Here is an 11944-nt window from a genome sequence, read left to right as displayed (position 1 = left end):
TAAAGACGGGGGGCACTCATTTGAAAACTTTTGCTCAAAAACTCGAAAAATATGCGGAACTGGCCGTAAAGGTAGGCGCGAATGTTCAGAAAGGACAGGAAGTGCTGATCAAGGCGCCGATTGATGCGGGCGAACTTGTACGCATTGTAACGGAAAAAGCGTATGAGGCCGGTGCGAAACGCGTGTTCTTTAACTGGACGGATGATAAGCTCGATCATCTGCGTCTTAAGCACGCGTCTGATGCAGTAATCGGCGACTATCCGGTTTGGAAAGCCAATAAACTTGAGGATTTGGTCAAGAGGGGAGCCGCTTGTATTGATATCCGGACAACCGGAATTGGAATGATGGATGGTATTGATCCGAAAAAGGCGGCACTTGACCAAGAGACGATGTGGCGCGCATTGAACACTTATTATGATTATCGCATGTCCGACCGTGTGAGCTGGACCATTTTAATCTATCCGACCGTTGATTGGGCGAAGAAATTGTTTCCCGGAAAAATCAGAGAGCTTGCGCTTGCTGATTTATGGGACGTTATATTTAAAATGACACGAGTGGATTGTGACGATCCGGTACAAGCATGGGAAGACCACAAGAAAACACTTGCCGATAAGGTTTCGTTTCTTAATAAGAAAAAATATAAAAGGCTGCACTATAAAGCTCCGGGCACAGATCTAGAGATTGAATTTGATCCGGCATACCATTGGGACGGCGGATCCGCGGTGAACAGCTCAGGAACGACATTTGTTCCAAATATTCCCACTGAAGAAGTCTATACTTTGCCTGTAAAAAATGGAGTCAACGGAACGGTCATGGCGACTCGTCCACTCGTTTACGGCGGTAAATTAATTGAAAAGTTATCGGTTACTTTTGAGAACGGACGCATTACACACGTGAATGCCAAGGAAGGCGAAGAACTGGTCAATCATTTAATTGAAACGGATGAAGGATCGCACTTTTTAGGAGAAGTCGCGCTTGTACCCAATGATTCGCCGATTTCGAAATCAGGTCTCGTGTTCTTTACGACGCTTTATGACGAAAACGCGTCCTGTCATTTGGCAATTGGTAAAGCATATCCGACATGCCTCGACGGCGGTACGGAGATGTCGGTGGAGGAATTGAAAAAACATGGAGTGAACGATAGTCTGATTCATGTTGATTTTATGGTAGGCTCCGATCAATTAGATATTGACGGTGAGAATGCGGAAGGTGAATGGGAGCCTGTTTTCCGCAACGGTGTCTGGGCTTTTGATTAACAAAAGAAAAAATGGCTGGTTGCTGTTGATCTATTCATTGCAGATCATTAGAAAACTTGACTTTGCCAAGCCTTAGTTGCTTTATACTTATTTGTATAAAAAGACTGATGCACAATGCACCAGTCTTTTTAGTGTTAATTCGGCTGAATAATTTGTTGTTAAAGTGATGGCGGTGTCTCTTCTTCACCCGGCTTTTTCTCCGGTGAATGCTCCGTCAGTTTGTTTGTCAGCTTTTCTTTTGCCGCTTCCAGTTGAACGACATTGTTCTTGATTTTCGTCAGATAGGGCTGGACATCTTCTTTCCACTCTTGCAGCAGATTGCCGATATCCGAGACTGCCGATTTGAGAACCGGTACGCTGTCATCTTTAAGTGCAATGACACGATCCTTAACCAAGCTTAAATTATTTGCCGCATCCTTTAATGGCTGCTGAATGGAAACCGCTTTTTCCTTAATGTCGCTTCGAATTTCCTCACCTTTCTTAGGGGTTGTCAAGAGAACGATCGTGCCGCCAACTACCCCACCGACAATGGCTCCGATTGTGTACGAGAAAAATTTTCCCATTTCATTCACCTCTTCAATTAAAGTATACGTTCGTGATTACTTCTATTATACCCTAGCCGACGCTGCTTATCACTTAAAAACAAAACGCAAATTGCAGTAAAAAAGCTCTGCCTCTAAAAAGAAGCAGAGCTTTATGCTTAGTAATCAATGAAGTGTCGGTTTCGGTGCGGTCCGGAAGAACCCGCTTCGTTCACCAATCTTGACGATAATTGGATAAAGGATAGCGAAAAGTACCAAGTTAGCAAGTGCAGTTGGGAGCACCATGGTGACAAACAAGAAACCGAATGATGACGAATTCATACCTGCAACAAGAATAGCCACAGTCAAGAACATCGTCCCGCTGAGCACAGTACCCAGACCTGCTAAAACAACTCCGAAGACATACTTAATTCTTGGCTGCAGGTGCCTGACGATTAAGTAGAAAACAAAGAAAACAACGGTAGACGTAATCAACTTGTCTACAACATTCGGAATAAATCCTCCCGGAAGTGTCGTTGTTAATCCTGCCAAAATCCCGTCGGCAAGCCCGATAATTAGAAAGCTCTTTGGTGTAGCGAAAAGGAGTAGGGATATAAAAAGCATCACAAGTCCAAAATCGGATTTCATAGGGAATCCCGGAACTAACGCATGCAATATAGTACCAATGGCAAGTAATAGAGCAACAATAATCAAATTCTTAAGTTTCACGCTGATCTCTCCTCAACTGAGCTGATGTTTCCTTCAACAGTGCCCCAACGGCCTGCTGCAAGGTGTATTCAATACTATACACGTGTTATATGAAAAATTCAATTCAAATTCAGAAATTTTTACATAAATTAATGAATCTCTTTTGCAATCGCCTGAGCGATCTCGGCGCGAGCTTCATCTGAGTATTCATCCATGTGCGACTGGAAACGGAATGAGAATGTGTCGTCTTTCCCATAGCGAGGGATCAGGTGCAGATGGTAATGAAACACGCTCTGACCGGCGAGTTCGCTGTTATTATTCAACAAATTCATACCGACCGGATGGAAGGCTTTTTGAATTGCTTTTGCGATGACCGGCACTTTACTGAATAATTTCTCAGCAATTTCAGGTTCCAAATGAAAAATATCTTTCCGATGTACCTTAGGAATGATCAGCGTATGTCCCTTAGTTACTTGTCCCAAATCGAGAAATGCAAAGATGTTGTCATCCTCGTATACTTTTGCGCTTGGAATTTCTCCATTAATGATCTTGCAGAAAATGCAGTTCGATGCCTCGCACATAAAAATCATCCTCGTCTATGTTTTTTTCTTATTTTAGCACATTTTTTACCGGTTTCATAAAGGGATTGGGCAGGATCATGATGAATATAAAATTCAGATCTGGCGTCTGATCCTTGAAGTACGTTACAATATAATTAAAAGACGTCGGCGCATGATCGGCCGACCGTTACAGACCAGAGACGGGGGACCTTATGATTTACTTATTCAGTTTACTTGCATTAACCTTAAACCCATTTGTGTGGAAGAAAAAAATGAGGAGCAAACTCTTTTTAGCGATTCAGGCGGCTCGAGTCATTGCGGGCCTGATCATCTTGTTTATTCTGTCATACTTTGGACTGGTCGATCATACATGGCAGGCATTCCTGAGCTATGGATCGCTTTTCTGGGGACTGTTTCTTGTTTTTGATCTTGTTTATTCAAAAGAGCATCTGATCTCGATAAATGTATGTGCCGGAATACTGATGCTTTTGTTTTTCTGCTTTCTTCAGTTTATTTACCCATTTGCAGTGACAAAGGCGAAATATGATTTTGCCGCGGCCAAAACGACGGTGGTCGACCGCACGGCGCAAGCGATGAATGAGCAGCATATTCCTGTCGTTCCGGAAAGATATGCACGTTATAAAAGTGAAAAAGTACTGGGCGAGCTTGCGCATGTCTCCTATTATGAACTGGGTCATACCTCACTGCAAAAAATCGACGGACATCTCTATTGGGTGACACCAATTGAGTACAGCGGCTTTTTTAAATGGATGAAAAGCCATCGCGTTCCCGGGTATATTCGAATGAGCGCCGAAGACGAAAATGCGAATGCTTCTTTGATAAAAAAAGAGATGAAGTATGTGCCGTCTGCCTATTTTTCGGAGAACTTGAAGCGGCTCGTGCGCAGCAAGCATGCAAAGCCGATTTTATTCCGCCCGAGTTTCGAACCGGACGAAACAGGCAACCCTTATTATGTAGTTGCCTACGGCTATTATCAGAAGCTGCGGCAAATCCCTGATATTAAGGGCGTATTTGTTGTTGATCCGAAAACAGGGAATGTGCGTCAGTACACAATGGATAAACTGCCTGCATTCATTGACCAAGCCATTCCTTCAAATGTTGCAGAACAGTGGAATGATTGGTACGGAGAGAACGTGCACGGGTTTTGGAATAAACTGTTTGCTCAGGAGGACGTCAAGCGGCCGACCGAATGGTCGCATTCCGACGAGGTGAACGGCGTTTTTGATCACGCACTTCGGTTGAACTGGTTCACCGATTTTACGAGGCCGAAGTCAGGAAGCGGTGCGATGGTCGGCTATTCCATGCTGAACACACGAACCGGAAAAATCACTTATTATTCAAACGCAAACGGCCTGCTTAACGGAAAATCCGCGATGAATGTCGCCGAAAAAACATTTAAACAGAATAAATATGAGGCAGGTATTCCCAACCTCTACACGATTTACGGACAGGAAACATGGGTGGTGCCATTGATGGACAGCAACAATGTATTGCGCGAAATGATGCTGATTCATGCGAAAAATGAGAATGTCTACAGTGCGGAGACTGATAAGCGCAGCTTGTTCGATAACTATAAATACGCGGTTGCGACCAAACTGGGCGGCGACAGCGCCTCTCCGACAAACAAGGCCCTGTTAAAAAAACAGAGCGGCGATGTGACTCAGGTCTACAAGTATCAGGATAACGATTCGCGTCAGACCGTGGTCCAATTCATGGTTGACGGCAGCGACAAAATTTTCACTGTGACCTCAGCTCAAAATCCGTACAGTGTCTTTTTAAAGACTGGCGACAAAGTGGCTGTCGATTATATTGATACGGATGAAATTGTTTCGGCAGTAAAAACGTTCACTCTCCAAGGAAAAAAATGAAAGAGGCTAGAACTATGAATCCGGTATTGACTGTAAAGCAATTAAGTGGCGGCTATTCTCGGCAGCGTCCGGTACTTCATGACGTATCGTTTGAGATGAACGCGGGTGAACTGGTCGGTCTGGTCGGTTTGAACGGCGCCGGCAAAAGTACGACCATTAAACATATTCTTGGACTTCTACAACCCTTTTCCGGTGAGATACGTGTTGACGGAAAAACACTTCGAGAGGACAAGAGTTCCTACAGAAAAAGCATTGCCTATGTTCCGGAAATGCCGGAACTCTATGAACAGCTGACATTAGAGGAACACTTGCAGACGACGGCGATGGCGTATCATTTAGATAGAAAGACTTATGAAGAACGAAGTGAGCGGCTGCTTCGTCTCTTTAATATGGAAAAGAAGAAACATTGGTTTCCCATACATTTTTCAAAAGGGATGCGCCAGAAAGTGATGATCATGTGTGCTTTTCTTGTTCGGCCTGATCTCTACATTGTAGATGAGCCTTTTGTCGGTCTGGATCCGATTGGCATTCAATCGCTGCTCGACCTTATGAGCGATATGAAACGCTCCGGCGCGTCCATTTTGATGTCCACACATATATTGACGACTGCAGAACAATATTGTGACCGGTTCATCATTTTGCATGAAGGACGAATCGCCGTGCAAGGTACCCTGGATAAGATTCGTCAGCAATTTGGAGACCAGAAGGCAAGTCTTCATGAAATCTATCTGGCCGTAGCGAGGGGCGAGACGCAATGGATGAAATGAACAGGCTCTGGAAAAAGCGCTGCCGGGACAATTTTCAGATGCAGCTTCGTTATTGGAATCTGATTGGACGAAATAGTGGGTTGATGTTTTTCATTTATGCCATGATTCTGATCGGCGGCTTCTACTATAAAAAGTGGCTGGATCTGCTGCCTGACCATTTCCCGGGAACGCTTTTAGTTAGTATTCTGTTGACTTTTGTTTGTGCCCATGCCCCGATTCGGACATTTATCAGGCGTGCGGATCTGGTCTTTTTATTGCCTGCAGAATCAGAACTTGACGATTATTTTCGCAGGAGCAGATGGTACAGTTTTATGATCCAGAGCGTCACTTTACTGGGTGTGTGGATCATCAGCATGCCACTCTACAGTCATGAATCAGGTTATGGTGGCAGTTCGTTCTTACTTGGGGCAGTTGTCCTGCTTGCTGCGAAAGCATGGGCTATTGATTGCAGCTGGCAGGAGCAGTTTATTGAGGATACGATGCCGCTCCGTTTCCTGCGAACGGTTCTTACCTTTTGTCTGTTCTATTTTGTACTCAGCCGTCAACCCCTTTATGTTATTGGGGCATGCGTTGCCATTATGCTGCTTACACTATTTTTTTTGTTTCGCCGCCAGGCATCAGGAGGGCTGCTGCACTGGAACAGTATATGCGACAGCGATAACCGTCAGGCCATGACTTTTCTTCGCTTTGCTAATCTGTTTACAGATGTTCCTCGATTGAGAAGACGTACCCGTCCGCGGCGCATACTCAGCGGATTATTCCCGGTTCAGCATTTTGAAGAAAAAGAGGTGTTCAAGCAGCTGTTTATTAAAACGTTCCTGCGTTCTGACGAATATTTAGGAATGTACGTGCGGTTGACGGTCATTGGCGCACTGCTTGGTTTTTTTCTCAACGTCGGATGGTTTTCCGTTTTCATTGTGGTGTCCGTCCTCTATTTGACCGGGTTACAGCTCCTGCCGATTTGGAGCCATCCTTTTCCGCAGGCACTTGCTGGGCTGTATCCGATTAGTAAACGCTTGAAAAACGATCCGTTCGTTCAAATGATTGCACGGTTTCTCGTTGGACAAGCCGCAGTACTGAGCATTGCAGCAGGGGCCGGTGCGCGCTCGTTCATTGATTTTCTTCTTTTCCTTTGTACAGGCTTTGCTGTCAGTCTGATTTTCGCTTATGTTTTTACAAAACGTCGTATTCGACAGCCGGCAGAATAAAGTGAAAAACCGGGGCGGGGATCATCCTCCGCTCCGGTTTTTTGGATCTTATTTTCAGGCAAAAACGGGATCAGTCAAGATCTTTGTCAATTTTTCCAAGTGATTCTGTTCGTCAGCGATCATATCCTCCAATTTAACAACCAGTTCGATCATACCGAGTTCTTGAGCCTGACTGCGGCGCTCACGATAGTTGTCCAGTGTGTCTGCTTCAGCCTGACGTGCTCCTTCGAGCATCGCTTTGGCATCGCTCACCGTGGCAACCGGGGCAGGAACGGTTGTCGGTTCACCGCCGAGGTTCGCAATTTTTTCAGAAAGATATGCGGCATGACCTAATTCATCAGGAATCTCTTCCTCAAAAAAAGGTTTGAGAATTTGGTAGTTCAGACCAGATACCGTTGTCGCATAATAATTGTACTGAATCACTGCAGAATATTCGCCTGCAAGGTCTTTGTTCAGACCATCAATTAATGCCTGGACTTTTTTGTCCATCTCATTCACCCTCTCATCAAACATATTTTCAAATGACCCTCACAATTTTAATAATAAACCTATTCAGTGGAAAACGTTGGACATAATCCTTATTGTCATGATCCGTTCACATTTTTATACCGATCGTTCCGACTTGGGACGGAGAAAAAAACCGTTCACAGTCTATGGAAATGAAGCGCACTACTCTGTATAGTTAAACTATAAACTTTGTACAGGCGCCGCTCGGACGCGGCTTATGATAGCGAAGAAAGGATGAGGCAAAATGTCTTTTGGAAAACTGCTGGCTGCGCTGGCTGTCGTTTTGCTTGGCGTCTATTGGCTGCTTGACAGTCTTAATCTTATTTCCCAGGGAATGATGCCGATTTTCAGCACTTACTTTCCGTTTTTGGCAATTCTATTTGGAGTGCTGCTGCTTGTCATTCCACTCTTTGACCGAAAAAAGCCGCATGTCTTCTGGGGATTTTTATTTTTGATCTACGGTGGCTTGCTCTATGCCGGTCAGTCGGACCTCATTGTTTTCGAATGGACGGATTTCTGGAAACTATGGCCCTATTTAATCATTTATTTTGGATTAGGCATGCTGTTCGGAAAAAACTTTACGGTTTCCGTAACCGATGAGCGCAAAAGGCATTGGCGAAAGCACCACAATCATCGTATTGATTTTGCATGGGATAATGAAGACGATAAGGATGAATCGTCAAAAAACGAGCATGATTCTTATAAATTTGTAAATGATTCGACCTTTAAGCATGATAATTGGATGGTTAAGCCGATGAACGAACGTGTACGAATCGGCGATTATACCTTTGATTTCACCAAGGCATTTATTCCTGAAGAAACGATTCCGATTACCTTGAGCGGATGGGTAGGGAATATTCGAATAACTTTACCAGATGATCTCGCATACAGAATTCATCTGCGGGCGAAGGTGGGGGATGCGAAAATCGGAAAAAACAAACAGAGCGGTGTGCTGCGCAATGTCAGTTATCAGACCCCGAACTATGATGAAGCAACGCGAAAAATAGACTTTAACTTTGACTTTCAGGTCATTGATTTAAGTATTGCGCAGGTGTGATTGATGCATAATTATCGAATTCGCACAGCAAGATTCCAATTCATTGTCAGTTTCTTTTCATCACTCCTGCTTTTCGCAGCAATGCAGATCTTTTTCTGGTTTGTTCCATCAGATCATGCCCTGCTTATCAGTGCGTTGAGCTTTTTCTGCAGCTTCCTGATTCAATTTGTTTTAGAAACGAATGCTTTAACAAAGGATTATCGGCTGCTTCTTGACCATTTGGACAGCATTGACCTGTTTGTCAAGACGCTGTCTTCGGGAAAGCTGTCGGCGAGGATGAACGTTGAGAGCGGCGGAGCGATCAGCCATGTGGAACAATCTTTAAATGAGCTTGCCGATAAAATTGACACGCAGGTAAAGTCCCTGCAGCGGCTGGTTGATGAAAATGTACAAATGAATGTAAAAGTTAAAAACGAGGCGGTAACTGCAGAACGGCAACGTTTGGCGAGAGATTTACATGATGCGGTCAGTCAGCAGCTGTTTGCCCTGTCAATGCTCGCTTCGGCGGCTGAAAAAACGATTCACAGCAATCCGGATCTTGCGGCAGAAAATATTGCCGACGTCTCAGACATTGCCCGTAAGGCCCAAGGAGAAATGAGAGCCCTGCTGCTGCATCTTCGACCGGTGCGTTTAAATAATGAATCGCTGGATAGAGGATTAGAACGATTGATCCGAGAATTGGACGGCAAAACGATGATTCATTTTGAGGCGTCGATTGATCCGGTGCCTGGATTAACTAAAGGTGTGGAAAATCATTTATTTCGGCTCAGTCAGGAGGCACTTTCCAATGCGCTTCGTCATTCAGAGGCGACAAGGGTCGTTCTGTCTCTTCATGAAAAAGATCAGCTCGTCACACTCACCGTTTTCGACAACGGACAGGGCTTTGATCCAAAGCAAGAGAAGGTGGCTTCCTACGGGTTGAAGACGATGAAAGAGCGTGCCGAGGAGATCGGCGGTCATTTTATGTTGGCAACACATGAAGGAGAAGGCACATCAATCCATATCCGTGTGCCTATTCATAGGGAGGAAAAGGGCATATGACAGATAATATTAAGGTAATGATCGTCGATGATCATGACATGGTCAGGAAAGGATTAAAGGCTTATCTTTCAACGGAAGAAGATATTGGACTTGTCGGAGAAGCATCGAGCGGCGATGAAGCCGTCAAGTCATTTGAAGCATTGCAGCCGGAAGTGATTTTGATGGATTTGATTATGGAGAATGGCAATGGAATTGATGCAACAAAGCAGATTCTTGCCAAAGATCCATCAAAGAAAATCATTATTCTGACGAGTTTTTACGACGACGAACAGGTTTTTCCGGCGATCGAAGCAGGTGCAATGAGCTACTTACTGAAAACAGCATCATCTGATGAAATCATTCAGGCGATTCATAAAGCACATCGTGGGAAAACAGTCATTGACGGGAAAGTGGCACAGAAACTCGTGGCGGGTCTGCATAGGAATCCGCAACCGTTTGATCAGTTGACTGCACGAGAAAAGGAAGTTCTGCGGTTGATTGCGGACGGAAGAAATAACGCAGAAATCGCCGAAACACTGTTTATCGGTATCAAAACAGTGAAAACACATGTCAGCAGCATTTTCAGTAAACTGGATGTCTCGGATCGCACGCAGGCAGCTGTCTATGCCTACCAGAATCACTTATTTACAAAATAACAGGCGGATCATCCGCGTTGACAGATTTACAGTCCCATAATATAATAATTGTAACAAATGAATCAGCCTCGTAAAAGGGGAGTAGCCAACAGAGTAAAGTCGTCATTACGGGAGTGATCCCCGGCTTTTCTGGCAGCCGTTGGGCTGTTGGCGAGACCTTTGCCTCGGACGGATGAAAAAGGGCAAAGGTTTTTTTCTGCATAGGCAGCCTTTCTGATCATCGTCGGAGTGGCTGCTTTTTATTGTGCAAACAGATAATAAGAATTGAGGAGGATGAATGAATGGATTTTTTTTCGCTGGAATTCTTGACCTCGTTGCTGCTTATTGTGGGCATTGACTTGATTTTGGCAGGAGATAATGCCATTGTCATTGCGCTGGCGGCTGCACGACTTCAGGATCATCAACGAAAACGCGCAATTCTTTATGGAACGCTTGGTGCGGTCGTTATTCGGGCGCTTGCCACACTTGCTGTTGTTTGGCTGCTTAAGGTGCCGGGGCTGCATCTTGTCGGCGGTGTACTGCTTGTCTGGATTGCCTACAGCCTGCTTAAAGATCACAAGCAAGATAAGAAAATCGTGGCGAAAACAAGTCTTGGCGCGGCCATCCGCACGATCATTATGGCCGACGCGCTCATGGGTCTGGATAATGTGCTTGCCATCGGCGGCGCAGCTTCAGGGAACTATGTACTTGTTATTATCGGTCTCTTGATCAGTGTTCCACTGGTTATGGGCGGCAGTGCTCTGTTCTTGAAACTGGTTGACCATTATGCGTGGATTACCTATGCCGGATCGGGAGTTCTCGCTTTTACCGCGGGGAAGATGATCTTTGCCGATCATTTTGTGTATGATGCCATTGCCGGCTTCTCTTGGATCAAATGGCCGGCGCTTCTCTTCATTATCTTAGGCGTACTCTACTTGGGATGGAAAAGCCAGCATGGCGGCCGGCAAATGAAAAAAGCAGTCACCGCTGAAAAATCTGTTTAATAAAACCTTCAGCCTTGGCGAAATCGGCCAAGGTTTTTTGCTTTTTGTATTTAAATTATAATGAAATTCAAGGTATTGTTCATAGGAGGATGTTCGTTCATGGAATTATTCACAGCGGCATTTTGGTCGTCGTTAATTATTATTGTCGGTATTGATTTGTTTTTAGCAGGAGATAATGCAGTTGTTATTGCCTTGGCTGCCCGCCGGCTTCCTAATCATCAGCGGGGTCGCGCCATTCTTTATGGAACGGCCGGTGCAGTTGTATTGCGCGCACTTTGTACGATTTTGGTTGTTTATCTACTCATGGTTCCGGGGCTGCACTTTATCGGCGGGCTGCTGCTCATTTGGATCGCATATCGTTTGCTTAGCCCGGCTGATTCTTCGAAATCAAAGAAAGCAGTCAAAGCAAGTACGAGCCTATGGGGGGCTGTTCAGACCATTGTCGTGGCTGACGCACTGATGGGACTCGACAATGTACTTGCGGTCGCAGGAGCAGCGCAAAATGATCCGCTGCTTGTCATTTTCGGACTTTTGATTAGTATCCCGCTTTTAATGGGCGGCAGTGCCATCATTTTAAAACTAATGGATCGTTTTTCATGGCTTATTTATGTAGGTTCCGGAATTCTGGCGATGACGGCGGCCAGAATGCTGTTTGCCGAGCCATTCGTTCTTAAGTGGCTTGGTGATGCTGTGGTATGGGCCGAATGGCCGGTCGTTGCAGCGACTATTGTTTGTGTGCTTTATCTTGGCTGGCGCAGCCAAAGAAGAAAGGGCATTCAAGGGCATAATCAGAATCAGGCGGTTTGACAGAT

13 protein-coding genes are annotated in these 11944 nt (G+C 45.0%); 9 read left to right on the top strand and 4 right to left on the bottom strand.

Annotated elements, in window-relative coordinates:
• Window positions 1-20 precede the first annotated feature (20 nt).
• The gene (locus tag NIE88_RS03990) at window positions 21-1256 is read left to right on the top strand and encodes an aminopeptidase (protein ID WP_253059101.1); all 1236 of its coding nucleotides are present in this window, start codon (window positions 21-23) and stop codon (window positions 1254-1256) included.
• Between the two features lie 158 nt (window positions 1257-1414).
• On the opposite strand, the gene NIE88_RS03985 is transcribed toward NIE88_RS03990, so the two are convergent.
• The 3 genes from NIE88_RS03985 to NIE88_RS03975 all read right to left on the bottom strand — a co-directional run bounded on the left by NIE88_RS03985 (window position 1415) and on the right by NIE88_RS03975 (window position 3066).
• Complete coding sequence (locus NIE88_RS03985; protein WP_253059093.1) at window positions 1415-1819, bottom strand: YtxH domain-containing protein; 405 nt, start codon at window positions 1817-1819, stop codon at window positions 1415-1417.
• 144 nt (window positions 1820-1963) lie between these two features.
• Window positions 1964-2506 carry a tryptophan transporter gene (locus tag NIE88_RS03980; protein ID WP_253059091.1) on the bottom strand — a complete coding sequence of 181 codons (543 nt, stop codon included), beginning with the start codon at window positions 2504-2506 and terminating at the stop codon, window positions 1964-1966.
• 128 nt (window positions 2507-2634) lie between these two features.
• Entirely contained in the window at window positions 2635-3066 is a 432-nt protein-coding gene (locus NIE88_RS03975) for an HIT family protein (RefSeq protein WP_253059089.1), read from the bottom strand.
• Between the two features lie 251 nt (window positions 3067-3317).
• Here NIE88_RS03975 and NIE88_RS03970 point away from each other — a divergent pair, with 251 nt between their 5' ends.
• The 3 genes from NIE88_RS03970 to NIE88_RS03960 are packed head-to-tail and all read left to right on the top strand — an operon-like array spanning window position 3318 to window position 6909.
• A complete protein-coding gene (locus NIE88_RS03970) occupies window positions 3318-4934 on the top strand; it encodes a hypothetical protein (protein WP_253059087.1) in 1617 nt (538 codons plus the stop codon).
• A gap of 14 nt (window positions 4935-4948) precedes the next feature.
• Entirely contained in the window at window positions 4949-5701 is a 753-nt protein-coding gene (locus tag NIE88_RS03965; protein ID WP_253059085.1) for an ABC transporter ATP-binding protein, read from the top strand.
• Window positions 5689-6909: an ABC transporter permease gene (locus NIE88_RS03960; RefSeq protein ID WP_253059083.1), complete on the top strand. Its 1221-nt coding sequence runs from the start codon at window positions 5689-5691 to the stop codon at window positions 6907-6909. The genes NIE88_RS03965 and NIE88_RS03960 overlap by 13 nt, the downstream gene beginning before the upstream one ends.
• A 54-nt stretch (window positions 6910-6963) precedes the next feature.
• On the opposite strand, the gene NIE88_RS03955 is transcribed toward NIE88_RS03960, so the two are convergent.
• Window positions 6964-7398, bottom strand: coding sequence for a ferritin-like domain-containing protein (locus NIE88_RS03955; RefSeq protein ID WP_253059081.1), 435 nt, complete (start codon window positions 7396-7398; stop codon window positions 6964-6966).
• 262 nt (window positions 7399-7660) lie between these two features.
• On the opposite strand from NIE88_RS03955, the gene liaF reads away from it, so the two are divergent.
• From liaF to NIE88_RS03930, 5 genes are all read left to right on the top strand, one after another.
• On the top strand, window positions 7661-8473 hold the full coding sequence (gene liaF / locus NIE88_RS03950; RefSeq protein ID WP_253059079.1) for a cell wall-active antibiotics response protein LiaF: 813 nt from the start codon (window positions 7661-7663) through the stop codon (window positions 8471-8473).
• A 3-nt stretch (window positions 8474-8476) separates the two neighbouring features.
• Window positions 8477-9514: a sensor histidine kinase gene (locus NIE88_RS03945; protein WP_253059069.1), complete on the top strand. Its 1038-nt coding sequence runs from the start codon at window positions 8477-8479 to the stop codon at window positions 9512-9514.
• Window positions 9511-10149 (top strand): response regulator, encoded by a 639-nt coding sequence (locus tag NIE88_RS03940; RefSeq protein ID WP_253059067.1) that lies wholly within the window; start codon window positions 9511-9513, stop codon window positions 10147-10149. Before NIE88_RS03945 ends, NIE88_RS03940 begins: the two co-directional genes overlap by 4 nt.
• 281 nt (window positions 10150-10430) lie before the next feature.
• Window positions 10431-11132, top strand: a complete 702-nt coding sequence (locus tag NIE88_RS03935) for a TerC family protein (RefSeq protein ID WP_253059065.1) — start codon at window positions 10431-10433, stop codon at window positions 11130-11132.
• A gap of 99 nt (window positions 11133-11231) precedes the next feature.
• Window positions 11232-11939, top strand: a complete 708-nt coding sequence (locus NIE88_RS03930) for a TerC family protein (RefSeq protein ID WP_253059063.1) — start codon at window positions 11232-11234, stop codon at window positions 11937-11939.
• The last annotated feature ends 5 nt before the right edge of the window (window positions 11940-11944 follow it).

Origin of the sequence: Sporolactobacillus shoreicorticis (genome assembly GCF_024125445.1) — a bacterium.
GTDB classification, from domain to species: domain Bacteria; phylum Bacillota; class Bacilli; order Bacillales; family Sporolactobacillaceae; genus Sporolactobacillus; species Sporolactobacillus shoreicorticis.
This window is presented reverse-complemented; position numbering and strand designations above follow the sequence as displayed.

Bases quoted from the DNA above. Each gene is read 5' to 3' on its own strand.
- NIE88_RS03985 (WP_253059093.1), bottom strand. From the start codon at position 1,819: ATGGGAAAATTTTTCTCGTACACAATCGGAGCCATTGTCGGTGGGGTA.
- NIE88_RS03940 (WP_253059067.1), top strand. From the start codon at position 9,511: ATGACAGATAATATTAAGGTAATGATCGTCGATGATCATGACATGGTC.
- NIE88_RS03930 (WP_253059063.1), top strand. From the start codon at position 11,232: ATGGAATTATTCACAGCGGCATTTTGGTCGTCGTTAATTATTATTGTC.
- liaF (WP_253059079.1), top strand. From the start codon at position 7,661: ATGTCTTTTGGAAAACTGCTGGCTGCGCTGGCTGTCGTTTTGCTTGGC.
- NIE88_RS03935 (WP_253059065.1), top strand. From the start codon at position 10,431: ATGGATTTTTTTTCGCTGGAATTCTTGACCTCGTTGCTGCTTATTGTG.
- NIE88_RS03955 (WP_253059081.1), bottom strand. From the start codon at position 7,398: ATGGACAAAAAAGTCCAGGCATTAATTGATGGTCTGAACAAAGACCTT.
- NIE88_RS03960 (WP_253059083.1), top strand. From the start codon at position 5,689: ATGGATGAAATGAACAGGCTCTGGAAAAAGCGCTGCCGGGACAATTTT.
- NIE88_RS03945 (WP_253059069.1), top strand. From the start codon at position 8,477: ATGCATAATTATCGAATTCGCACAGCAAGATTCCAATTCATTGTCAGT.
- NIE88_RS03965 (WP_253059085.1), top strand. From the start codon at position 4,949: ATGAATCCGGTATTGACTGTAAAGCAATTAAGTGGCGGCTATTCTCGG.
- NIE88_RS03970 (WP_253059087.1), top strand. From the start codon at position 3,318: ATGAGGAGCAAACTCTTTTTAGCGATTCAGGCGGCTCGAGTCATTGCG.
- NIE88_RS03975 (WP_253059089.1), bottom strand. From the start codon at position 3,066: ATGTGCGAGGCATCGAACTGCATTTTCTGCAAGATCATTAATGGAGAA.